Origin of the sequence: Litoreibacter arenae DSM 19593 (assembly GCF_000442275.2) — a bacterium.
GTDB classification, from domain to species: domain Bacteria; phylum Pseudomonadota; class Alphaproteobacteria; order Rhodobacterales; family Rhodobacteraceae; genus Litoreibacter; species Litoreibacter arenae.
In genome coordinates this window covers 1-23,972 of record NZ_KE557312.1, presented here as the reverse complement: position 1 = coordinate 23,972, position 23,972 = coordinate 1, and the positions used below count along the sequence as shown (strand labels likewise).

At 56.7% G+C, this 23,972-nt stretch carries 22 protein-coding genes; 8 read left to right on the top strand and 14 right to left on the bottom strand.

Translation table 11 applies throughout. The features are described from left to right. Positions 1 to 91: 91 nt before the first annotated feature. From THALAR_RS10280 to THALAR_RS10270, 3 genes are all read right to left on the bottom strand, one after another. Positions 92 to 913, bottom strand: a complete 822-nt coding sequence (locus THALAR_RS10280; RefSeq protein ID WP_021101484.1) for an ATP-binding cassette domain-containing protein — start codon at positions 911 to 913, stop codon at positions 92 to 94. Between the two features lies 1 nt (position 914). After that, the gene (locus THALAR_RS10275) at positions 915 to 2,039 is read right to left on the bottom strand and encodes an ABC transporter permease (RefSeq protein ID WP_021101483.1); all 1,125 of its coding nucleotides are present in this window, start codon (positions 2,037 to 2,039) and stop codon (positions 915 to 917) included. 87 nt (positions 2,040 to 2,126) lie between these two features. Continuing rightward, complete coding sequence (locus THALAR_RS10270; protein WP_021101482.1) at positions 2,127 to 3,077, bottom strand: sugar ABC transporter substrate-binding protein; 951 nt, start codon at positions 3,075 to 3,077, stop codon at positions 2,127 to 2,129. A gap of 177 nt (positions 3,078 to 3,254) precedes the next feature. Here THALAR_RS10270 and THALAR_RS10265 point away from each other — a divergent pair, with 177 nt between their 5' ends. After that, positions 3,255 to 4,259 carry a LacI family DNA-binding transcriptional regulator gene (locus THALAR_RS10265; RefSeq protein ID WP_040818379.1) on the top strand — a complete coding sequence of 335 codons (1,005 nt, stop codon included), beginning with the start codon at positions 3,255 to 3,257 and terminating at the stop codon, positions 4,257 to 4,259. On the opposite strand, the gene THALAR_RS10260 is transcribed toward THALAR_RS10265, so the two are convergent. From THALAR_RS10260 to THALAR_RS10250, 3 genes are read right to left on the bottom strand one after another with little or no spacing between them, the layout of a single operon-like run. Further along, positions 4,256 to 5,389 carry a Gfo/Idh/MocA family protein gene (locus THALAR_RS10260; RefSeq protein WP_021101480.1) on the bottom strand — a complete coding sequence of 378 codons (1,134 nt, stop codon included), beginning with the start codon at positions 5,387 to 5,389 and terminating at the stop codon, positions 4,256 to 4,258. The two genes, THALAR_RS10265 and THALAR_RS10260, sit on opposite strands and share 4 nt — an antisense overlap. 11 nt (positions 5,390 to 5,400) lie before the next feature. Next, a complete protein-coding gene (locus tag THALAR_RS10255; RefSeq protein ID WP_021101479.1) occupies positions 5,401 to 6,294 on the bottom strand; it encodes a TIM barrel protein in 894 nt (297 codons plus the stop codon). A 19-nt stretch (positions 6,295 to 6,313) separates the two neighbouring features. Beyond that, the gene (locus THALAR_RS10250; protein WP_021101478.1) at positions 6,314 to 7,417 is read right to left on the bottom strand and encodes a Gfo/Idh/MocA family protein; all 1,104 of its coding nucleotides are present in this window, start codon (positions 7,415 to 7,417) and stop codon (positions 6,314 to 6,316) included. Positions 7,418 to 7,536: 119 nt separating this feature from the next. Here THALAR_RS10250 and iolD point away from each other — a divergent pair, with 119 nt between their 5' ends. Genes iolD through iolG form a run of 5 tightly spaced genes read left to right on the top strand, consistent with a single transcriptional unit; the run spans position 7,537 to position 13,070 of the window. Beyond that, positions 7,537 to 9,405 (top strand): 3D-(3,5/4)-trihydroxycyclohexane-1,2-dione acylhydrolase (decyclizing), encoded by a 1,869-nt coding sequence (gene iolD / locus THALAR_RS10245; RefSeq protein ID WP_021101477.1) that lies wholly within the window; start codon positions 7,537 to 7,539, stop codon positions 9,403 to 9,405. Next, positions 9,405 to 10,385 carry a 5-dehydro-2-deoxygluconokinase gene (gene iolC / locus THALAR_RS10240; RefSeq protein WP_021101476.1) on the top strand — a complete coding sequence of 327 codons (981 nt, stop codon included), beginning with the start codon at positions 9,405 to 9,407 and terminating at the stop codon, positions 10,383 to 10,385. Before iolD ends, iolC begins: the two co-directional genes overlap by 1 nt. Positions 10,386 to 10,397: 12 nt before the next feature. Next, positions 10,398 to 11,252 carry a 5-deoxy-glucuronate isomerase gene (locus THALAR_RS10235; protein ID WP_021101475.1) on the top strand — a complete coding sequence of 285 codons (855 nt, stop codon included), beginning with the start codon at positions 10,398 to 10,400 and terminating at the stop codon, positions 11,250 to 11,252. After that, a complete protein-coding gene (locus tag THALAR_RS10230; protein WP_021101474.1) occupies positions 11,249 to 12,079 on the top strand; it encodes a class II fructose-bisphosphate aldolase in 831 nt (276 codons plus the stop codon). Before THALAR_RS10235 ends, THALAR_RS10230 begins: the two co-directional genes overlap by 4 nt. Position 12,080: 1 nt before the next feature. Beyond that, a complete protein-coding gene (gene iolG, locus THALAR_RS10225; protein WP_021101473.1) occupies positions 12,081 to 13,070 on the top strand; it encodes an inositol 2-dehydrogenase in 990 nt (329 codons plus the stop codon). Positions 13,071 to 13,087: 17 nt separating this feature from the next. Here the strand turns inward: iolG and THALAR_RS10220 are convergent, their stop codons facing one another. The 8 genes from THALAR_RS10220 to THALAR_RS10185 form a co-directional block, all read right to left on the bottom strand. Continuing rightward, positions 13,088 to 15,175 (bottom strand): sialate O-acetylesterase, encoded by a 2,088-nt coding sequence (locus THALAR_RS10220; RefSeq protein ID WP_021101472.1) that lies wholly within the window; start codon positions 15,173 to 15,175, stop codon positions 13,088 to 13,090. Positions 15,176 to 15,616: 441 nt separating this feature from the next. Further along, on the bottom strand, positions 15,617 to 17,455 hold the full coding sequence (locus THALAR_RS10215; protein WP_021101471.1) for a TniQ family protein: 1,839 nt from the start codon (positions 17,453 to 17,455) through the stop codon (positions 15,617 to 15,619). Positions 17,456 to 17,481: 26 nt separating this feature from the next. After that, on the bottom strand, positions 17,482 to 18,435 hold the full coding sequence (locus THALAR_RS10210; protein ID WP_021101470.1) for a TniB family NTP-binding protein: 954 nt from the start codon (positions 18,433 to 18,435) through the stop codon (positions 17,482 to 17,484). A gap of 1 nt (position 18,436) precedes the next feature. Further along, positions 18,437 to 20,662, bottom strand: a complete 2,226-nt coding sequence (locus tag THALAR_RS10205; protein ID WP_021101469.1) for a DDE-type integrase/transposase/recombinase — start codon at positions 20,660 to 20,662, stop codon at positions 18,437 to 18,439. Next, the gene (locus THALAR_RS10200) at positions 20,662 to 21,459 is read right to left on the bottom strand and encodes a hypothetical protein (protein ID WP_040818376.1); all 798 of its coding nucleotides are present in this window, start codon (positions 21,457 to 21,459) and stop codon (positions 20,662 to 20,664) included. The genes THALAR_RS10205 and THALAR_RS10200 overlap by 1 nt, the downstream gene beginning before the upstream one ends. 107 nt (positions 21,460 to 21,566) lie before the next feature. Continuing rightward, complete coding sequence (locus THALAR_RS10195; RefSeq protein ID WP_021101467.1) at positions 21,567 to 21,875, bottom strand: hypothetical protein; 309 nt, start codon at positions 21,873 to 21,875, stop codon at positions 21,567 to 21,569. A gap of 79 nt (positions 21,876 to 21,954) precedes the next feature. Continuing rightward, positions 21,955 to 22,266 carry a hypothetical protein gene (locus tag THALAR_RS10190; RefSeq protein ID WP_169788536.1) on the bottom strand — a complete coding sequence of 104 codons (312 nt, stop codon included), beginning with the start codon at positions 22,264 to 22,266 and terminating at the stop codon, positions 21,955 to 21,957. 314 nt (positions 22,267 to 22,580) lie between these two features. Further along, positions 22,581 to 22,913 carry a helix-turn-helix domain-containing protein gene (locus THALAR_RS10185; RefSeq protein WP_083483452.1) on the bottom strand — a complete coding sequence of 111 codons (333 nt, stop codon included), beginning with the start codon at positions 22,911 to 22,913 and terminating at the stop codon, positions 22,581 to 22,583. Positions 22,914 to 23,122: 209 nt separating this feature from the next. On the opposite strand from THALAR_RS10185, the gene THALAR_RS10180 reads away from it, so the two are divergent. Then, complete coding sequence (locus tag THALAR_RS10180; RefSeq protein ID WP_021101463.1) at positions 23,123 to 23,497, top strand: hypothetical protein; 375 nt, start codon at positions 23,123 to 23,125, stop codon at positions 23,495 to 23,497. Positions 23,498 to 23,561: 64 nt separating this feature from the next. Next, positions 23,562 to 23,972, top strand: a complete 411-nt coding sequence (locus THALAR_RS10175; protein WP_021101462.1) for a type I restriction-modification system subunit M N-terminal domain-containing protein — start codon at positions 23,562 to 23,564, stop codon at positions 23,970 to 23,972.

The following is a 23,972-nucleotide window of genomic DNA, read 5'->3' as shown; positions in this document are numbered from 1 at the left end:
TTGGGGCGAGTGCTCTCCCGCCTCGAAACTGCCTGCTATCAGCAACCCGAGACGCGTAACGAAAAACGGGTGGCGCTACATCACAACCCGCTCAGACCGTACCGCCGAGCGACCCTTCGAGTTGAGCGAGCTCCTGACCACCAGCCATCAAATCCTGAAGCTCCTCGGGTGAGATTTCTCCGCGCGCGGCCGTCCCAAGGGTCTGGCCACGGTTCAATACGGTGAACCTGTCGCCAACGGCCAAAGCATGGCGCACATTGTGGCTGATAAAGACGACGCCGATACCCTGCTTGCGGACCCTGTCAATCGTCGCCAAAACGTTTGAAGTCTGACGCACACCAAGCGCCGATGTCGGCTCGTCGAGGATCAGGATCTTCGCGCCGAAATGGACCGCTCTGGCAATCGCCACAGTCTGTCGCTCGCCACCCGACAATGTGCCAACGGCCTGATCAGGGCCGCGCAAATTGATGCCCATTTTGCGCATCTCTTCCATGGTCACCTCGTCCGCCCGCTTCTTGTCGAAGAAGCTGATTCCGGCAACCTTACGTGTCGGCTCGTTCCCCATGAAGAAGTTCCGGCTTACGCTCATCAAGGGGATCATGGCCAAGTGTTGGTGAACCGTGGCGATCCCGGCCGAGATGGCATCGCGCGGGTCGTCGAAATGCATCGGCTTACCTTCGAAGAAGATCTCGCCAGCCGTCGGCTGATGAACGCCTGACATGGTCTTGATGAAGGTCGACTTACCGGCACCGTTATCGCCCAGAAGGCAGTGACATTCGCCCGGCTTCACATCGAAACTGACACCAGCCAGAGCGATGACGCGCCCGAAATGCTTTTCGATGTTCTTCATCTCAATGATCGGCTGGACCGCGCCCTTGGGGTCGCCGTGATGGAATTTGCTATTACCGGTCATATCAACGCTCCCCCGTGATGATGCGACGGATGTAAGTGTTCAGGATAACCGCGCCGAGCAGGATCACGCCCAGGAACACTCGGAACAGCGAGCTTTCCACCCCTGCGAAAAACAGCCCCTGCTGCACCACGCCAAAGATCAGCGCGCCAAGGGCCGCCCCAAGCACGGAGCCATAGCCGCCGGTCAAAAGCGCGCCGCCGATGACCACGGCGATGATTGCCTCGAATTCCTTGAGCAACCCCCGATCCGCACCAGCCGACCCGAACTCCATCACCTGACAGACCGCGAAGACAGTGGCGCAGAAAGCAGTGAACATGAACATAAGAATTTTGACCCGGTTAACCGGAACGCCGGAGTTGCGGGCGGCTTCGGCGTCGCCGCCAGCCGCGAATATCCAGTTGCCGAACTTGGTCTTGGTCAGAAGCACGTGGCCGAAAATGATGAGAGCAATAGCCCAGATGATCAGCATCGGGATGCCATCGACAACCGGCTGCCCTTGTTTGGTGCCGCGCTCGAAAGTGGCGATTAGACCGGCTTCACCGAGCCAGACAAACAGCCCCTTGAAGATCGTGCCGCCGAAGACCGGCGCGAGCCAATCTCCCTCGGCCACGTCGAGAATGCCGCCGATAATGGTCTTGCGCTCGATCACCTGTGGCAGGAAGATTGTGAAGCCCCGCAAGATGAACAGGAATGCCAGCGTCACGATGAAGCTGGGAAGGCCAGTGCGAATGACGATCCAGCCATTCAGGGCACCGATTGCCGTGCAAAGGACGAAAGTCACTATGATGGCCGCCCAGACGGGCCATCCATAGGTGACCGAGAAAATCGCGATCATCATCCCCGCGAAGCCGATCATTGAGCCGACCGACAGGTCAAATTCCCCTGCGATCATCAGCAGGCATGCACCAACTGCGATGATCATGAACTGCGCCGACACAACGGACCAGTTCATGATGCCCTGACTGTTGAACATACCGCTGTCAAAAGCGAACAGTAGAAAGAAAGTGAACACGGCAACAGTACCAACGATGCCGCCCAATTCCGGACGTATCAACGCATTTCGAAACGCAGAAATCTCTTTTACGCGTTCGTCTGGCTTTGCCGTGGGTTGGGTCGCGTTTGACATGCGGCATCTCCCCGATAACTAGGTTTTTGAAGAAGCGAGAAGCAGCGGAAGAGTGCCAGATTTCCGGCACCCTTCCGCAAGTAAGACTTAGCGGTATTCGCCCGCGAACTCTTCGATTTTGCCGAGCCCGTCGGCTGTAACGAAGCCAGGACCGGAGTTAATGTTATTGCCCGGCAAAACGCCGTAGCGGTGATAGTTGGTCATCACCACGACCGGCAGATAGGCTTGAAGGAATGGTTGCTGGTCGATGCCCCACTGAATGACGCCGGACTTGATGCCTTCGACAATTGCGCCGCCCAGATCGAACGTGCCGAAGTAGATGTCGCCAGCCATGCCATTTTCTTCCAGCGCAAGCAGCGTAGGATCGGCTGAAGTCGGGCCGAGGGTCAGCACTGCGTCAGTATCGGGGTTCGACGACAAGTAGGCCATCACGCGGTTCTTGATCTCGCCCGGATCCTGCCCGGCGTCGATCATCTGGTTGCCGAGTTCGACACCCAGACCATCCGCGAAGCCCTGACAGCGTTCCTGCGAGGACGGTTGCACGATATAGTGGTTCACACAGAGAAAGGACTCGATGCCGTCTTTCTTGGCGCGCTGACCAGCAGCGAGGCCCGCGTCATATTCAGGCTGACCAACGTACATTAGGGCACCGATTTCGCGCGCCTTTTCGGGGCTGCCGGTGTTCATGATGATGACGTCGATGCCGCTGTCGATTGCATTGCGGATCGGACCCTCCAGGATATCGGGGTCGGCCAGCGTCGTGATTATGCCGTTCGGGCCGGAGGCTGCAGCCTGATCAATGATCCGCGCCATGTCGGCAAGGTCACCTGTGGGTGGATTGCGGTATTCAACCTCGACGCCCATTTGCTCGCCCGCAAGAGCGATGCCGTTCTTGATGGTATTCCACCAGCTGTCGCTATCGGGTGCGTGGCTGACCAGAATGTACTTCTCACCTTCAGCCGATGCGGCAGTCGCCGCGACGAGCGGCGCCGCTGCTACCGCCGTGACCAGCGCGAGCTTCCTGATAATCCTATTCATATTTTCCTCCCTAAAATCTTGTTCGTCGAGACAGGTCCGGCCCGCCTCTTGACGCTTAACGTAGAGGCAAAAGAGATTCGTTGCAACCGGTTGCATTGCGCATGTTCTTTTTAAGCTGTCTTGATCTGTAAATCAGGGTAGGTTGACCGAAATACAGTGTAATTCGGGTTTGAAAGCATGGCAGTGACATTGAAAGAGGTTGCGGAACGGGCCGGCGTTTCGCGATCGGCGGTGTCACGCACTTTCACCGACGGCGCATCTGTTTCTGACGTCATGCGGCGTAAGGTCGAGAAAGCCGCTAGCGAGTTGGGCTACAGCCCGAATGCACTGGCGTCGTCTTTGACCACAGGGCGGACCAAGCTGATCGGATTGGTCTCAAACAACTTTCACAACCCGATCTTCCTGGAGGTCTTCGATCTTTTCACGCGCGGATTGCAGGATAGAGGGCTTCGCCCGCTGCTCGTAAACCTGTCTGACGAGGTTGAGCCGGAAAACTCTGTGCGAATGCTTCGACAATATTCCGTCGATGGCGTTGTCGTCGCGTCGTCGACCTTGCCTTCGGGTTTCGCCAAAGCGTTTCGCGATGCTGGAGTGCCGGTTGTGCATTCCTTCGGGCGGTATTCCTCGGCTCCTGAAGTCCATGTCGTCGGGATCGACAACCGCGAAGCTGGAAGGCTCGCGGCGCGCACACTAGTGGAGCGGGGCTATACTCAGGTAGGCTTCATGGGCGGTCCGGAAACGGCAACCTCCACCCAAGATCGCTATACAGGCTTCATGTCGGAAATATCCGCACACCCCAATATTGACGTCAGCTATTCCTTCGCTAAGGAGTACTCTTTCGATGCCGGACGGGAGGAGATGCTACGTCTACTGAAGAATAGACCCGCTCAGGCATATTTCGGCGGTGATGATGTCCTGTCGATAGGGGCGCTTTCGGCTATCAAAGACAGCGGCCTCAGATGCCCCGACGACGTGGGCATTCTCGGACTGAACGACATGGAAATGGCCCGTTGGAACAACATTAACCTGACGACGATCCACCAGCCGATCCCCCAGATCGTAAGTTCGTCGATAGAGCTAATGGTCGCAACGTTGGCCGAGGGTGACCGCTATCCTGAAGCGCGTATTTTCTCTTGTTCGGTCGTAGAGCGGGGCACATTGCGCCCCGCTCCGAAAGCTTAGCGGAACATCGGCGGACGCGCGTCCATCCATGCGCCGTTGTCCTTGGCCGACGCGACAGCGCAATGCACCGCCGCCATCGACCGCACGCCAGCCTCAGCACCGGGCAGACCATCGCGGATTTCACCAGCAATCGCGTCGGCCAGATCGCAGTAGATATTGGCCACTGCAAGCGGAAAGCCCTCTGGGTGAGCGATAGACACCCGACTGAGGCGTTGAGCATCTTCGTGCAAGCCGCCCTCCCCTTTCTCGATAATCTGCGTGCGTCCACCAACTGGAGTGTAGATCAACTGGTTCGGTTGCTCCGAGGCCCAGCGAAGACCGCCGGTTTCGCCGAATATCTGGATATCAAACCCGTGCTGACGCCCGATAGCGACAGACGAGGTCCACAGCCGCCCGACTGTACCGCCCGCCATGCGGAAATTGACCATGGCATCATCCTCCAACTCGCGCGACGGAATAGTCGAAGCGAAGTCGGCGGACAGTTTCGTGACCTCATCATCGCAAATGAAGCTCGCCATATGCAGGGCATGGATGCCGCAATCGGCGAACTGGCCTGAGACACCCGCCATCTTGGGATCATAGCGCCAGCGCACGCGCGGGTTGTCAGCATCAGTGGCGTCACCGTGGTGGCCGTGGCTGAAGTTGGTTACAACGAGACGAACCTTGCCAATCTCGCCCGCCCGCACCATGGCGCGGGCTTGGCGCACCATTGGATAGGCGGAATAACAGTAGTTCACCGCGCAGATTTTGCCGGATTTCTGCGCCACCCTGACAATTTCCTCGCCCTCCTCCACCGTCATGGTCATAGGCTTCTCGCAAAGCACGTTGAACCCATTTTCAAGGAAGGCCTTGGCAATCTCGAAATGCGTGGCGTTCGGTGTGGCAACAGTGACCAGATCGACCCGGTCGTCGCGGCCCTTCTCGCCTGTAAGCATTTCGGTCCAATCGCCATAGGCGCGGTCTGCCGCGATCCCTAGTCGCGCCGCATAAGCGCGGCCCTCCTCAGGCCGGTGATCCAATGCCCCAGCCACAAAGCTGAAACGCCCGTCGGCCTGCGCGCCCAACCGGTGCGCCGGTCCGATCTGACTGCCTTCGCCGCCCCCGATCATGCCCCAGTTCAGTTTGCTCATGTTTTGCCTCCTCAGACGAAACCGATAGTTTCGAGATACTCGCGGTTTTTGCGCGCATCCCCCAACGTGTCAGGGTCTAGCGTCGGATCGCAATCCTGCTCGACCGTGCACCACCCCTCAAAACCGGCATCTAGAAGCACCTGACGCACGGCTGGGAAGTCCACGTCGCCCTCACCCAGATTGCAGAAGATGCCTTGACCGCAGGCGTCGTAAAATCCGGTGCGGTTCTCGATCACGCGGGCTTTGACCTCTGGGTCGATATCCTTGAAATGCATGTAGGAAATGCGTCCGATGTGCTTTTTCATGAAGGCCACCGGATCGAAACCCGCATAGGAATGGTGGCCGGTGTCGAAACAAACCTTGAGGATTTTATCGTCAACCTCGTCCAGCAGGCGCTCCAGCTCAGTCTCGAAATCCATGAAGCCCGCGGCATGGGCGTGGATGCCCACGGTCAGCCCATACTCTTCAGCTCCGATGCGGGCGCTTTCAGCGATGCGGTCGCGGTAGGCGGTCCATTCGGCTTTGTCCATCTGCTCAGCCTCGTTCGCACGACCGGCAGTAGGCGCACGACGCGGAGAGATGGAGTCGATCAAGACCAAGTGCTGTGCGCCATGCGCTTTGAGCGCGCGGGCCGTCCGGTGAGTGGCGTCCAGCACATCGTCCCATGCCTCCGGATCATGATAGGGGCGGAAGACGACCCCGCCGATCAGCTCAAGCCCGTTTTCGTCGAGCCCTTCACGGAGCAGAGCGGGATCTTCGGGCATGAAGCCCACGGGGCCAAGTTCAATACCTTTGTAGCCCGCCTCGGCACACTGCTTAAGGACATGCTGCCAAGTCGGGTTGCGTGGGTCGCCTGCGAATTCGACACCCCAAGAGCAAGGCGCGTTGCCAATTCTGATCGTCATTAGTCGATGTCTCCCGTCATCAGAAATCGTTGATATTTTTCCATGTTTCGCTGTCTGCCGAAGCCAGTGTGGCAGCGATCACCCGGTTGACCTCATGCCCGTCGCGGAATGTCGGCCAGAGCGACTTGCCCGCGTCGATGGCGGTCAGAAAATCCTTGGCTTCGATAATGATCTGGTCCTGATATCCGGTGCCGTGGCCCGGGCCTTGGCAGAAGGGCTCGTAGTCGGGATGCGCCGGACCGGTCAGGATCTTGGTGAAACCCCGCGTCGCCTCCGGGCCCTTCATACGGTAAAGCCAAAGCGCGTTCTGATCCTCTTGGTCGAAGCGGATCGCACCTTTTGTACCAGTGATCTCATAAGCATAGCCCATCTTGCGCCCCGTCGCCACGCGCGAGAAATACATCTGGCCCATCGCGCCATTCTCGAACCGGCACATCATCTGGGCGTGGTCGTCATTTGTGACGGTGCCGCCGGGGCGGGTCTCATGGACGGTTTCGTAAACCCCCATGGTTCGCGCGATTGGCCCGACAAGCGCGAGCGCGGCGTTGATCATATGAGGTGCAAGATCACCCATCGTCCCGTTGGCCATTCCGCTGGTGCGCCATGTGGCGGGAGCTTCCGGATCAGCATAGAAATCCTCAGTGTGCTCGCCACGAAACCAAGTGATATCCCCGATTTCGCCGTCGGCAATCAGCTTGCGGGCGAACTGGCTGGCGGGCGTCCGTATGTAGTTGAAGCCCACCATGTTGACCACGCCCGCAGCCTCTGCGGCAGCGACCATAGAAGCACTGTCTTCAAGCGACGCACCAAGCGGCTTTTCGCAGAACACTGGCTTGTCGAGCTTGAAGGCCAACTCAGCGATCTCGCGATGCGTTTCCTGCGGCGTCGCGATGACGATGGCCTCGACCTCGGGCGATTCCACGAGCGTGCGCCAGTCGTCCGTGGCGCGGGCGAACCCATATGCCTTGCGGTAGCGTTCTGCGGTCTCCGGGCTGGACGCACAGACCATTTCGAGACGGGGTCGAAGCGCTGTATCAAAGAGCGCTCCTACAGATGACATCGCGACTGCGTGCGCCTTGCCCATGTAGCCGCCGCCAAGAATGCCGATGCCGATCTCTGTCATCACTCCCCTCCCATTTCGCGAATACAGTTGCAACCGGTTGCAAAAGTTGTATCGTGAGTCTAGACTTCTCGCAAGCTGCAATCGACCAGCTCGCATGATTTCTCAGGGAGGGTTCGCGCATGGCGACGACAGAGGGCACCATTCGGCTGACTACAGCCCAAGCGATCATTCGCTGGCTGTCCAACCAGTATATTGTAATCGACGGACAGGAGATGCGGATCTGCGGTGGCGGCTTTGGCATCTTCGGACATGGCAACGTGACCTGCCTGGGCGAAGCCTTGAATGGCGTGCGTGAGGAACTGCCGCTTTATCGAGGCCAGAACGAGCAAAGCATGGGCTTTGCTGCGGCTGGCTACGCAAAGCAGTGGCTGCGCCAGCGCTTCATGTTTTGCACGGCGTCGGCCGGGCCGGGCACCGCCAACCTCTTGACGGCTGCCGGACTGGCTCATGCCAACCGCCTGCCGATGCTGATGCTCTGCGGCGATACGTTCATCACGAGGCTGCCCGATCCGGTGCTGCAACAGATGGAGAACTTCAACGACCCGACCTTCGGCGTGAACGACGCCTTCAAGCCGGTAACCCGCTACTGGGACAGAATTTGTCATCCCGCGCAGGTGATCCAGTCCCTGCCATCCGCACTTGCTACCATGCTTGACCCCGCGGATTGCGGCCCGGCTTTCATCGGATTGCCGCAGGATGTGCAAGGATGGACCTATGATTACCCTGAAGCATTCTTTGCCAAGAAGGTCCACCGCATTCGCCGCCAGTCACCCGACACCGCCGAGATCGCCGACGCGGTGGCCGCCCTGAAAGCAGCCGAGCGTCCGATGATCATTGCTGGTGGTGGGGTGCAATATTCGCGGGCTGTAGATGAACTGACAGCATTTGCGGAAACGCACCAGATTCCTGTGGTCGAAACCATAGCGGGCCGCGCAAATATGCTGGCGACGCATGATCTCAATATCGGCCCTATTGGTGTGACCGGATCGGACAGCGCAAATGCAGTAGCGGAAAAGGCTGACGTCATCCTCGCGGTCGGCACCCGGTTGCAGGATTTCACAACCGGCTCCTGGACCGCCTTCGCCAAGGACGCGCAGTTCATCTCGATCAACGCGGCGCGTCACGACGCGGGCAAGCACATGTCGCTACCTGTGGTGGGCGATGCGAAACTGTCGCTGAGTGCTTTGTGCGACGCCTTGAGCTACACAGCACCGGACGCTTGGGTGCAGTTCGCGAAAGACGGTCGGGCCAAATGGGATGACTACGTCGCCGAAAACGTAAGGCCCGGCAACCGGCCCAACTCCTATGCGCAGGCGATTGGCGGGGTGAATGACCTTTGCGAGCCGCGTGATCGCGTGGTCGCTGCGGCGGGTGGCCTGCCTGCGGAAGTCACGGCCAACTGGCGCACGCTCGGTATCGGGACTGTCGATGTGGAGTTCGGCTTTTCCTGCATGGGCTACGAGATTGCAGGTGCGTGGGGCGCGCGGATCGCCCAGATGGAACAGGAGCCGGAGCAGGACACGATCACCTTTTGCGGTGACGGCTCTTACCTCATGCTAAACTCCGACATCTATTCCTCGGTGCTCAGCCGCAAGAAACTGATCATATTGCTGCTCGACAATGGCGGGTTTGCCGTCATCAACAAGCTCCAGAACAACACCGGCAACGAAAGCTTCAACAACCTTCTCGCGGATTGCCCGACGATCCCCGAACCCTTCGGCGTGGATTTCGTGGCGCACGCGGCGTCGATGGGTGCCGCATCGGAGAAGGTCGCCAACCCCGCTGAATTGGCCGAGGCGTTCAAGCGCGCCAAGGCATCGGACAAGACCTATGTGATCGTTATGGACGTGGACGCCTACGAGGGCTGGACCACCGAAGGCCACGCTTGGTGGGAGGTCGGAACGCCGCACATCTCAGAGAGCGGCCGCGTGAACGAGGCTCATAAGGACTGGGAAGCCGACCGCGAACGTCAGCGAAGGGGCGTCTGATGAGCGCATTGATCGACGGTATCCGCACAGGCAATTTCGCAGTCTTCGGACGGGCGGGCATGGACATGTTCGCCGATCCGCCGGGGACCAAAGCCGAGGAGGCCGAAAGTTTTCGTGCCGATCTGGGCGGGTCTTCTGCCAATATCTGCGCGGGGCTGTGCAAGCTGGGAATGAAATCGGCGCTGGTAACTTCCGTCTCGGATGACGCAGTCGGGCGCTTCTGCTCCAACCGGCTGCGCCACTACGGCGTGGACACGCAATATCTGAAGGTGCTGGGTGGAGAAGCCCGGATTTCTCTGGCGGTTTACGAAAGCTGCATCGAAGATTTCCAGCTGGTGATCTATCGCAACAACGCCGTCGACTTCCAAGTGACCGAGGAAGACGTCGACCGCGTAAATTACGCCGACTTCGGCGCGCTTATCACGGCGGGCACTGTCTTCGCTGCCGAACCCTCGCGCAGCTCCACCTTCCGAGCCTTCGAGAACGCCCGGAAGGCCGGACTACCCGTGATCTTCGACATCGACTACCGCCCCTATAGCTGGCCTTCGGCACAGGTCGCCTCGGAGGTGCTGACCCGCGCAGGCGAGCAAAGCGACTTGATTGTCGGCAATGACGAAGAGTTCGGCTTCATGGCGGGCGGCATGGACAAAGGGCTGGACAAGGCCCGCGAACTCGCAGCATCCGGCAAGATGGTGATCTACAAGATGGGCCACGAAGGTGCGCTGACCTTGGCTGACGGCGAAGAAATCCGCACCGGCATCTATCCCGTCACTGCGGTCAAGCCCAACGGCGCGGGCGACAGCTTCATGGCCGGTTTGCTGGCTGCGATTGCCGAAGGAAGGCCGCTGAAAGAGGCGGTCCTGCGCGGCTCTGCCTGCGCCTCCATCGTGGTCAGTCAGCCCGGCTGCGCCCCCGCCATGCCAACAACCGCCGAGCTCGACGCCTTTCTCGCGTCACGCCCTGGCCCCACAGACGTCTAGAAAGGAAACCCGATGCACATCGCGCCCCATGACAACGCCAACAAACCGATTGTCGACGCAGATCACGATCTGGTGCCGCTCAACTACTTCAACATCATCAAGCTGAAAAAGGGTGAAACCTTCGAATACGCCGTGCCGGGATACGAGACCTGCGTGGTTCCCGCCACCGGCACTGTCGACGTGGATGTCGACGGCGCGGCTTTTGATCGGCTCGGCAAGCGGGGCGTCGATGTCTGGGACGGGGAGCCCGAGGGCGTCTACGTCCCTGTCGGCGCAAAGGTGCGCCTGACCTGCGTGAGCGACGAGACAGAGACGTTCATCGCCGGGGCGAAATACGACAAGGTGCTGGAGCCCTTCGACGTGCGGGAGCCTGAGCTTGACCTCGTGCAATACGGCTCTGACGACACCAAGACCCATCGTAAGATCAAGCATATCCTTGGCGCTAACCAGCACGGTAAAGTCGGGCGTTTGCTGGTGAGCGAGCTATACACCGTCGGAGCTGGTGGCTGGTCAGGCTTTCCGTCGCACAAGCACGACACCGACCGGGCGGAAAATGGTGAAACAGTCGAAACCCGCCATGACGAGACCTATAACTTCCGGTTCAAGCCCAACAAAGGCTCGGGCGTGCAAATGCTGCAACGCGAGGACAACGAGCCGGGGGATGCGTATCATATCATGGATGGCTCAACGATCCTGATCGACAAGGGCTACCATCCGTGCTGCGTCTTACCCGGCTACGAGATGTACTACTTCACCATCTTGGGCGGGCTGTCGCAGCGGTCACTGAAGCAATATTTCCAGCCCACCCATGCGGAGCAATTGCATACGATTCCGGGCATCATGGATATGGTCGCAAAGTTCAAATGAGCCTTGTGACACTTGCAGACGTCCTACAGCCAGCGCTGCGTGACGGGTATGCGGTTGCCGGTCTGGTGACTTTGGGCTGGGAAGACATGCGCGCCTACGTCGCCGCCGCAGAGGCCGAGGGTGTTCCCGTAATCCTTCAGGCTGGACCATCCTGCCGCGAGCACACTCCGCTGCCGGTTCTGGGTGCAATGTTTCGATACCTTGCCGAGAACGCCTCGGTCCCCGTCGTCGCCCATCTCGACCACGGCTACACTGCCGAGGATTGCCGTATTGCGATCGACAGCGGCTTCACCTCCGTGATGTATGACGGCTCCCGGAAACCACTGGCCCAGAACATCGACGAGACCGCCGCCATAGCCGAGATGGCCCATGCCGCAAACGTCTCCTGCGAAGGCGAAATCGGCTTCGTCGGCTACTCGGGCGGCGAAGGCTCCGCGGGAACGGCTCCCGAAGAGGCTGCCCAGTTCGCCGGTGAAACCGGCGTCGACGCTATGGCGATATCCGTGGGTAACGTGCACCTGCAACAGGACAAGCAAGGCGGGCTGGACGAGGACCGAATTCGCGCAATCGAGGCTGTCACCCAGGTCCCTCTGGTCATTCACGGCGGCTCAGGCGTGCCTGTGGCGCAGCGCCGGTCATTGGCGAGAGGGTCTGCAATCTGCAAATTCAACATCGGAACGGAACTGCGCATGGCATTCGGTCACGCGCTCCGGCAGGCCGTTACGCGCGACCCCGAGCGCTTTGATCGCGTACAGATCCTAAAAGAAACCCACGACCCGCTGGTGGCTGCCACCCGCACGGTCCTGCAATCCTTCAAGGGAGCATGACATGCTGAATATCGGACTTCTGGGCTGCGGCAGGATCGGGCAGGTCCATGCTCGCTCCATCGGCCAGATCGAGGGCGCGAGGGTGGCCGCGGTCGCCGATGCTTTCGAAGCCTCAGCCAAAGCGCTGGCAGAAAAAACCGGCGCCGCAGTAATGGCGGTTGACGATTTGATTGCCAGTGCAGACGTTGACGCTGTTGTCATCGGCACACCTACGGACACCCATTACGATCTGATCCACGCCGCCGCCGCAGAGGGCAACGCCATTTTCTGCGAAAAGCCGGTAGACATGTCCGCCGACCGAATTCGCGACTGCGTCAAGGCGGTGGAGGCCGCCGGAGTGCCCTTCATGACCGCCTTCAACCGCCGATTTGACCCAAACTTCGCCAACGTGCAATCCCGTATAACGGCAGGCGAAATCGGCGAGGTCGAAATCGTGACAATCCAGTCCCGCGACCCCTCGCCACCCCCTATCAGCTATATCAAAAGTTCCGGCGGGCTGTTTCGGGACATGATGATCCACGATCTGGACATGGCTCGATTCCTGCTCGGCGAAGAGCCGGTGACCGTCTACGCGGTGGGGGCTTCACTGGTCGACCCCGAAATCGGTCGGGCTGGCGACGTGGACACTGCGGCGGTGACCCTGACCACGAAAACCGGTCGGATATGCCAGATCACCAATTCCCGCCGCGCCACTTACGGCTACGACCAGCGGATTGAAGTCCACGGCGCAAAGGGGATGCTGCGCGCCGAAAACATGCTTGAGAACACAGTCGAGATCGCGACTTCAACGGGTTTCAGCAAAGCCCCTGCCCAACATTTCTTTCTGGAGCGCTACGAGGCAGCCTATCGCGCGGAAATGGCGCATTTTGTGGACGGGGTGGTCAATCAGAAACGCATCTCACCCGGGATTACGGACGGATTGCGCGCGCAAGTTCTGGCAGATGCCGCTACGCAGTCTTATAAAGAAAGGACACCCATCAGCGTGGCCTGATAGCAGTCAAAAGGCAGCTAAATAAACTCATCCGGAACTGAAAATACAAAGTCATCGGCACTCACCGTGCTATGGTCAACATCCCGTAGGACAAGCCTGTCACCGGAATCCAAGCGGATTTCGGCATCTGTCGCTTTGTAAGCGGTAATCGTCAGGCTTTCGAAATTCTGCCCGTCAACGAGTATTCTGTCCTGCCCCTGAACAAAATCGTAGACGATATTCAGGCCGGAGCCTGTGTCAAAGACGAATACATCACTGCCGCCTTCGCCATAAAGCCTGTCCGTTCCACCATATCCGTTGATCAAATCATTGGCTGCGGACCCCCGCAATACATCATTGTTGTCTGTTCCCGAAACGATTGCGATCTCTGGTCTCGCGTCGATGATGTTGACCAGGTCGAGATCTGCCAGAGCAATGCCTGACAGTATCAAAAGATCCCCGTCAGGCGATCTCAGCTCTAGATCACCCCCTTCGGACTGGGCCACCGTCAGAGATGTCACAAAGAAGTCGGTCAGCAATATAGTGTCGTTCTCAACGTCGAAGTCATGAACGATATTTGTGTCGAAGCCCGTGCCGAATGATACCGTATCCGAGCCGGTCCCGACGGTTATCTGATCGTAGCCCGCGCCGCTGTTAATCCAGTCATCTCCACCGTAAGCATATATTTGATCGTCTTTTGCCGAGCCAACTAACTCATTGGATGCGTCAGTGCCCAACATGTTGAACCGTATGTCGTCGGCAGACTCATAGCTGACATTTCTGAGCACGATGCGTTGTCCGTCGAGGGTTCGGATATCCAGATCTCTGTCCCCATAGGGGCGAAACGTGATCTCGGCTTGTGAATAGCCTTGTAATCCAATGGCATCCTCGGTGATGTCGAAATCATATACGATGTCGGTGCAGCTATCGGCGCTGAGAACAAAGGTGTCTGATCCTGCGCCACCATATAGCCGATCTCGACCCCAGCCGCCGATCAGAATATCATCTCCAGCATTACCATAGAGGTAGTCATCGCCAGACAGACCAATGACCAGATCATTGAAAACGCCGCCCTGGACATAAAGGCGACCGTCTATTTCTGCGGTGTCAAGGCTGGGTGGAGCGACTTCCAGCTCGAACGGAAGGATCGGGACGATACCATTTGGTCCAGTTACGTAGATGAAATCATCAGTCTGCATTGTGACGCTTTTATTAACTGCTCCATATGAAATGACCGGGTTGGAAAGCTCTGTAAATGTCTCGACTCGGAGCAAGCCAGAAGGGGTTATAGTTGCCGATGCGATTTGGATTTCCTCGCCATTCTCGATAAGTGAGAAGCCACCAAGATCGAAAGCCCCGGAAAACCGCTGGTCCTGCATCAGTCGCAGTTGAATGAGAATAGTATTTGGGTCCGAGAGGATGGCGTGATCGACTGCAGGCGAAACCTCCCCCGTAGAAATTGCAACCGCCATCCTGGTTGCCGCAGCCTCATAAGCCTCGGCAGTCAAATGGACGCTGTCACGCAATTCCAGATCAAAAGTCGTCGTCGCCAGCATTATTGTGTCAGAGGACTCCGCTACGAATTGCTGGGCGTCCCGTATCGCGTTCGTACCGCCATGAAGGCGCTCTGAATAGAAAGCCCGATCCCCCAAAGCCTGAATGTAGATGTTCGGCGTATTACTCGCGTCGGCGAGTTTCTCAAGAACGAACGCAAGAGCTTCTGTATACTCATCACCACCATTCTCGCCCACATAAGTGGTATCCGCTTCGCCCTGAGCCCAAATAACACCTAGAAACTCAACACCCGTCGCGGTGGCCGCTTCGATCCTGCTCTGAAAAAGCGACAGGTTCGGACCGGCCTCGCCATTTGTTTCATCGTACCAGTAGTTCTGACTGATACGCTCGAACAGGTCGACGTCGCCGGGCGCTCTGACACCCGCATATTGCGATGCTGACCCGCTCAGAAGGGCAGATCCACCGCGGGCGGCGTCGAAAAGCTGAACATCCGTGTATCGGGGATTAAGCGCTAGAAAGGCTTCTTTGAATGCCTTGAGTGCAGATCCGTCATCTACGTGAAACCATTGGTCAATGTTAGACTGCCCGGCGAGCACAAAATGAGCAATCATCGTCTTTAGTCCTATGAAATTTCAGGAAGTTATGGATCAGAAGAATGAAGTGGTCCCAGCTTTTCGAACAGTTTTGCAACGTTTCAAAGGTGTATCGGATTGAAATCTTATGCTACTTTCGGTTGCTCGCTCCGGGTTGAGTATGCGTCGTCTGGCATCATTCGATCAAGCGCAGAATGTGGATGTTGTGAGTTGCCGAATGCCGTCCATTTTTTGATGATATTACACGCTGTTGATCCAACCGACAAATGACCATTGAAGGCTCAGAAAGCCCATAAAATGGAGGGTTTATGGGCAGTTCAGCGCCATATTTGACCATTTCACAGTCAAAACATGGCTATCGTCACCTGGCGGAAATAGATCGGTTTGCAAGCAAAAAGGACCATCCTTTCGGATGGCCCTGAGTTGAATCGAGGGGAAAATCACGTAAGCCCCATTATGTTAAATCGGGTGGAGCGCCGGGATGTCGCTGGTTCGATACAGATTTATCCCGAAATCAGCATGTCGAAAAACTGGCTTCACCCCTGCCCGCTTGAACCGGCCGAGAATAACCTTAAGCTCGACGCCGCGGCTGTTCGCAACTCGGATCGCTGTTGTGAACTTTTCTCGAAACCCCTCGACATTCCCCTCCAAAAATCGGCCAAATTCATGTGTCCCCGCCTGCGGCTTCACGATCTGCGAGGGCAGCAAGTCCGGGTATTTGTTCGCAAGTTTCAAGAGACTCTGGCGCGGTATTTTCAGACGCCCCGCTGTGCTTGAAAAGGAAGAGCCAACCAGGAGATTATTTGCAGCAGATTTTACCTCGTCAGAGTCCACAAAGATGGACGCAATCCCTGTACTGTCAAATTTTCGAACGACGGCTTCCAGATGCCGCCCGAGGATCAGATGCACGATTTCAGCGCTACTGATCTTCGCGCGTTCGGCAGCCTTAGAGATCGGCACAAGATCATCAGAAATCAAATCGACGCTTTGTGTGGCGCCATCCAGATCTTTCAGGAAGTTGGTAATCCGAGCCGCATCAAAGGCTTTACGCACACGGCCATAGCCCTCCAGAAACTCGTCAACTATGGGGGTCAGCAAGCCTTCGTCGACGAACTGTTCCGCCTGCGGACGCGTGCAGCCGAGAGCTTTGGGCAAGCCTGCGCCCGCGACCAATCGCGTGATTGAGTTTGCTACTTTCCGCCCAGCCTCTGCATCAAAAACAACTTGGACATTTTCATCATCAGTAGGCACCAGACGTTTGGCAATCAGGACACTTCGGAGGGTGCGCACATCGAGGCCTGCCTCGCTTGCCAAGGATGCCGCAGTGTGCAGGCGACGTTCAGGCAGAGCCACACCAAACACCTTATGCCCTGATGAAAGGGCAAAATGATCCACGATGAAATCGCGCATGATCCGCTTGATATCGCCAGGATCTTTCTTGCCCTTCGCGAACGCAAGCCACTGATAGAGGCGGCCGAACACTTTCTGCGGGCCTGCGTTCGTCGCCGAACGCGGACGAGCTTGAAATATCTGCTCAAGCCCCTCCTTGATTCCAGCCTCACCTCGCGACGTAGACGCGAAGCCCGCACGGCCAGCGGCATCCCACTCGTCACGCGTGGCTGTCTGAAGATTCTTGTCAGGCCCGAACACGGCGACCATTCCCAGCATCTCGGTCGCGCGCCACGCTTGGTCCAGCGTTTGAGCCTCAAGCCATTCCGGCCCGCGTTCACCCGACAACCGCGCGACGATGTAAGATTGAAGGGGTGACACCGGGCGCATCTGTTGATCTCTCGTCAGACGTTGCAACTCTTGCTTACATTCGGGAACACGATCGGACATGACGTGCAGCTCGTCGGACCAGTTTTCCTTGGCCCGTTCGATCAGTTGCAATCCGTGCTCAGGACAGGTTCGAACGACGGATAGGGTCCAGATCCAGCGGCCACGACGCAGTCCTGGATTGCCAGACACAGCGTCATCTTTGGCAAGACAGGCCGGACAGAACACCGTCGCAGGACGCGACATAAACTCTGCTGAAACCCGTGATCCACGCAGGTCGTAACTGCGCTTGGCCACACGCACAGCCGCATTTCTGGCAAGGGTTGCCACATCCTCGCCCGAGATTTCTGCCAGTGCCGCGATGGCGTTGGGCTCACTGCTCATCAGTTCGGCAGGTTGGATACCCATGTCGTGCAGGAAAGGCAGCAGCGAGCCACCCGTATGCAGCCAGGCAAGACGCGCAGCATAGGATTGGGGTGTTTCGATCGCATCGAAAGGGAAGTGTGGGAACAATTGTGTCATCTGAATTCTCCTGTTCAGTTTGTGGTTCAAGCGGCGTGATTGCGGACAGTAAGATTGATCTGGGACCATTTCGGCGCAAGAAATACGTTATTGCCTGGCGCACAGCCTTCCTGCATGACCCATGCCTCGGCAAAGTGGTCCCGCGTGAGAACTTCGTGGCCGCGCGACAGCGCAACCTCGATGGCATGAACCGTGAATTCGATACAGCGCCCGAAACGCCCACGACTTGCGTAAATGAGCCGCGGTAGCAGATCTTCGGTCTCTTGAAGCCGCAACCCTACGCGATCGCAGTAACCCTCAACGATCGAGGTCAGATCGTCACCATGAGACGCCAAGGTGACCTTAGGCAGCTCAAGTTTGGCATATCGCCGCCGCACCTGATCATCGAAAGACGCGATGTCCCATAGCGCCTCGATGCCGCTTAGCACAACAATAACCGCGCCCTCCCCTTGCATGAGCGCCTTCAACATCCTGAGCGTCTTATTGACCTCATGCCGCGCGTCGCTGTGGAACAGGTCGTGTGCCTCGTCGATCCAGAGCACAACGGTTCCCAAGACCTTTAGACGGTTCCTGACCAGGGCCCAGATATCCCAAACCGGCTTGCGGTCGGAGACCGCCGCGTAGCCGGTTTGGCTCAAGATCGCGCGGCCAAGGCTTTTAAGCGTTGCAGGGCTTGGGACACTTACTCCGATCCACGGACGTAGAGCGCTTGAACTGGTTTCGAGCGCAGGATGATTCCGTAGCGCCTTGTCGATGAGTGACGTTTTGCCCCCACCGGCACCATCGACAAGGATAATGCCGCGGGTTTCCCCCGTGCGCGTAAAAATGACTGGCTTGCCTGCTTCCCCGGGCACCTGACTGAATTCAATCAATCGGTCCAGTTGTTCGCGAAAAACAGTATCGCGATCGCCCTCCACATATATGTCGCGCAGGGCCCTTACCGCATCCTGTACAGCAAATTTCTGATTTTCATAGGTCATTTTACTTCTCCGAGAACTTGATGTTTGGGTTGCGCTGAGGTTTGGAGGTCAATCCTTGACCTTGCGCATCTTGAGCAGGAATTTCAGCTGACGGCCCCTCGCAGGAAGAAAACGAGCTGGATTCATTTTTATTTTCGCAGTGTCCACCAGAGTCCAATGTTTCAGAAATGACAGTACCGAAGCCGCCGTCGCGGTTGCCGAGCTCAGTTGACGGATCTTCAAGGTCAAAGTCGTCTTGAAAGAACCCCAAGAGCTCGGTTTCTTCGCGCGCAATACGTTCGTCCGACCAGTCTTCTTGCAAGATTCCAAGTTTCGCCATCGCATTCGAGTTCAGCTCTTCGATCGCTGAAATCGCCTTGTGGATCACTTTTTCATTCAATTTCTGGGACCGTTTGGATGACATGCGCAGGCTGTTCAGCGTTGCTTGCCAAATTGTTGCAGTAACACCTTGGAACCTTGCAAACTTCGCAGGTACCTCAATCCACTCACCGTCGACCTCGACCGCACATCCCCCGATATCTTCAGGATACCAGCGAACGTTGGCCTCACGATCTTCATTGTGAAGAAGCCATTCTGCTATCGAAGGGTGGTGATAATCGATGTTGAGCACGCGAATGCCATGTTTGCCGACCTTACGTGTGAGCTTGGTCCCAAATACCAACCGGCGTGTCCTCAGATCTGGCGGAGGCGTGACGCCATACTTGTCCGTGAGTTCATCCCACGCATCTTGCGGGGTCTTGCCCCCCAAGCCTCGCTGAGGTGTTTTGTGATAAATCTCGACAACCCATCTGATCAATGCTTCGCATACATCTTCGGCATTCAGCGCAGCTTTGCCTTCGGAGTCGTAATCTCCTTTCTCAACAGCATTGGAAAATGTCCGCCCTGTCAGCCGAGGCAACAAACCACGCGCCAATGTGCCGAACATGCGCTCAATGGTGCCGCGTAGCTCAGAAGGCCCTTTCGGTGGGTTGATATAGGCAATTCCCAAGTCCTTCAGCGCAGCTTTCGTGACTGCCGCAGTGAAAGCAGTGCCATTATCTGCTACCAACAGACCAATAGTACCGAACTGGTTCCAAGGCGTAAGCACACCGACCGCATCAGCCCAAACCCCTTTGTCGCGTGTTGTCATCTCGATCGTTTTAAGGGCGCTTTGCGATGACGGGTTGCGTGTCATGCACATGCCGACGATGCACTTCGTGGTGCAGCAAATTGCAGCAGAAACCCACCAGCGGTCCTTGCCGCCAGTCAGACCAAGGGAGCCCAAGGCTTCTTTCGAAAAGTGCTCAAGGATGCCCGATGTGGCCATGAAGGTGCTCAGATCCAACCTATAGTCATCGATCTCGACGCGCTCGAGCGGCCTCGTCACTTCGATGCCTTTGCGCAAGGGCGCAAATTTTGCCTTGGCCCTTGCAAGCCCTTCCCGACCGCACATGGCCGCAAAAGGGTCAATCTTGGCGATTTCCTTGCGAACGGTTTCTCTCGAAGGAACTTGCAAGAGCGACAAGTTCTCTTCAGCGCGCCGCTCATTTTCAGCGCAGAAAGCCCGCTGCACGTTTTGGAAAATGTTCTCTTTGGTGAGCTTCTGGGGATCGACGAACTTCGCCACCTCCCGAGACAGAATAAGCAATTCGTCTGGTGAGAGGCGCCGTTTTCGGTTGCCCCGCAGGTGCCTCTTATCGACAAGCGCGTATATGCCGCCCTGGTCATGTTTCTTAAGCCATTTGCGCAGCGTCGATGCTCCGACACGACCAGCCGTCACTTCGCTACGAGAAAGCCGCCCATCGCCATTGTTAGCGTTGAGTTCCAACATCTCGGTTGCACGTTCGCGTATCAAAAGCATGTTGTTACTGATTGACTGGTCGTCTCTCTTGAGCAGACCCTCGGCGTACAGTTCATTGGCCGCATCAACCATCGAGAGACGGTACCGCACTTCTTGCTGTGCCTCATCCGAGAGCGTCGCCAGAAGATCCGTCGTGCTGTGGGCGTCTTGAACAGCATGCTCGGGACGGAATTTGTTCCGATTATGCGTCAACAGTCCTGCATTGGCGCGGCGGGACAGTGTGGCATGTTCGAAAGTTTCAGCAACGCCCTTCCCATCGACGCGGATCATCACGAAGCCTTTGTCCGTTTCGTCGATGACACGAAAGGCAACACCGTCCAAGACAACTTCATCCCAAGAACTGATGGCAAGACGAGACTGCTTTTCACTGGGGCGATAGATCAGCATCAGACAGCCCTCCGCACGAATGAACCATATGAGACGACTTCGTGATTTTGTAGAACGAGGGTCTGTTGGCGAATAAGCCTTGCCAATGCGCGAAACCCGCGACTGCCCATCTTCATCATTGCAGTAAGGTCGGCCAAGGTCGCGGCACCAATCAAATCGCTTGTGACAGCCTCTGCCACTTGATCTGCCTCCGGATCAGCATGCCGCACCTCATGCAGCAACTTTGCATTGTGAAGATCGACAGGATTGATATCGCGCTGAGTGACGACAATTACACGGTCGACAAAACCAGTAACCGCCTGTTCGGAAATCATCCCGATTTTACGCTGCAAGCGTTCACTCTTCAAAGCCGAAGCTTCCTTGACAATAACGCCAGTCCTTTCCCCGGACTTGGAGATGTTTATAAAGTCAAAGAAATGGCTGCATGACTTGCCCGTATGGTCGATCCATCTGAAACGAACCTGATCATGCAGGTCGGCAAAATCAGGTTTGGCTAACAAGACCAACGCAACCTTGTATTCCAGTTCACTGTCCAACTGGACCAGACGCCCTGGATTGCTTCCAATCACGACTTGTCCGTTGGCCTTGCGACCAGATGACTTTTGAGTAGTTCTGGCACCGGTTGATTCAGAAGGGAGTCGGATCGCATTTGCAAAAATATCGTTTTCGGTTTCTTCGTGGCCACTGACTGGGTCCGTAACTGGTGGCTGGGTCGCAAGGATTTCCAGATCAGGCCGGATGGACATCTCGATCGTGATTTCTTTGCTGGATATGGCGGTAGTTTTTAGGTTGTTCATAACAGTCTCTTTTTCTTTGGTTTCTGCCGAACTCAGAGGGGCTTCCGAGCTCGACTGATTAGAAAATTGTTCTGTTCGTGGAGATGGGCGGTATTCTCCGGATAGGTTCACCTCGCCAGAATTGAGTGAACATCTGCCATCCGAGCACCCTGCCAGCGCACTGCCGCATCGAAGTCGGGGCGCGTTGCAGCGGGCACCTCAAAAGCACCGGACAGGGCGTTAAGTACCAACCCGACATCTCGCGCCTGACACTTCGAACAGCACAAGTCGCCACTGAGTAGTTTGGACAGTGCTGTCATGGCTTTCTGGTCATTGATCGCAGAGATTAGCTCCGACAAAGTCGCACCGTTCTTCGCCAGGTGTTCTTGCAGACCTGCGTCCACGGCAAATTGCCCATGTTTAGGATTAAGGGTCATCGCTGACTCTCCTTTTCAGTTTGGATTGGGGATGCGTGGGATCGGAAGACCGCGCGCAGTTTGCGAAGTCGTGCTGCGTTTATGAAAGTCCGGAGCTAAGGTCGGCCTGCGCGGATGCCTCTCGCAAGCCATCCGCCAGAAGACAAAGCTCATCGACAATAGGATCAGACGGATCGACTGCATTCAGCAATGTGTCTTCGCTGACGATATCTTCGTCGAGTTCGAGACGGCGCATCATCCGTTCGAGGCGCCGCCGGGCATGTATGCCAATCGTCGCGTGGGCCGTCAGATCATCGAAAAGACGATCAGCTTCTTGGGCCGCGCGCCGTCCGCCGAGAAGGGCGGCGGCATTGCGCAACGCAGGCCAGTTCTGAGCCACAAAATCATGCACGGGACTGGGCTGTGCCAATACGGCGTGGCGCAAGTCAAAAGGGGTTATCGAGTTCATAGGTCACCTCCAAAATTGTTGTTATCGTCAAGATTTTGGTTCGGAGGGTCGTGCCGTAGCTTCGACGGCTTTCTTAGGTTTTCTCGATTTCCTTTGCTTGTTTGCTTCTGTCGTAATCAATGTTGGCCAGATGTGAAAAACGCGAAGCAGAAAGATCTCGAGTTCAAGAAATTATCTCATTTTTCGTTGATATAATGGTGTTTTGAGTGTTCTTTTCGCTCACAGTATTGGAAATCGAACGCCTATTTCGGCGAGGACTATTCAGATTCATCGGCAGGCAGATCAGTGTCGTTGGGCGAAATTACCGCCTCGATGTCGCCACCGCAGACATCAACGTAGCGTCCGAGGTCTTCGATATCTGGGATCGGGCCGACCAATGACTCCATATCCGCAATGCTTTGCCTGGTCATGCCAGTTGCCTTCGCGATGTCAGCTTGTGTCATGCCTTCCGCATCGCGCAACATCCGAAGCTGTAGTGCGATACCACTTTTGCGGCTGTGCTGCTTTTGACGCTCTACGACGTCCGGACGCGCAAGCTTCATCTGTTTCCGAAACGGAATAGGCTTTTTGCTCATTTCTCGGCCTTTCATGCAGTTGCTCCGAAGCCCGGGGTTCTCACCTCAAGCGAGTCGCTTCAGATGCACTGGATGTTGGCCAGACCGGGAATCGACGAAGCAAAATTTTTCGACCTTTGGTTTTTAGGCTGGCAAAGCATGAACGCGAGTGAATTGTTCCCACCTACTTCGCATTGCGCCGCTTTGGCCAATGTTCTCCTGATATTAACAGGAGATAAAATTGCATGAACCAAAATGAGCTTAACCCCGGTGAGCGCATCGATCTGCTGCGCGACGATCTGACAGACGTTGCGATATGGCTGAAATACAGGCATTCGGACGAGAATTTTGTTTTCGTCGTCGATTATTTCCACCATCAGAAATACAGCAAAGAAATCGCCTACGTTGTTATCCTCGGACCTGAAAAGGAAAGAAGGCGCGCGATCAGGGCCGCTGCGACATTGGCGATTGAGGCGCTCGGCTGGCGGATCGTCCCGGGGGGCGGTGGTGATGTCATTGATGCCCAGCCGGATTCGACGAGGGACCTTTCAGCTCACGAACGTTTGCAGGCGATAGGCCGCGTGCAAAACGCGCTGGACCAAACAAAACGACCCAACTAACGGAACAGAACCGATTGCTGCCCCTCCCCCTTCCGACTACTCTTTGGCAAAAAGAGGGGCAGTAATGTTCGAAAATGCTTTCAACAACATCGACCGTGTTCTGCGCAATGACGAAGGTTTGGCGTCCGAGCTCGACTATGCCGAACAGACATCCTGGCTGCTGTTCCTCAAATATCTCGACGATCTGGAGTCCGAGCGGCAGGACAATGCCGAGCTTGAAGGCAAGGATTATACCCCCATCCTCGACCCGAAGTATCGCTGGCAAAAGTGGGCCGCGCCCAAGATTGACGGCAAACTGGATCACAACACCGCCATGACCGGCGAAGATCTCATCACCTTCGTCAACGGCAACCTGTTCCCCTACCTCAAGAAATTCCGCGAAACCGCTGAAGATCCCGATACGATCGACTACAAAATCGGGCAGATCTTCTCGGAATGTCCGTCTTCAGAGATAATGGTCTTCAGAGCGGCCTGA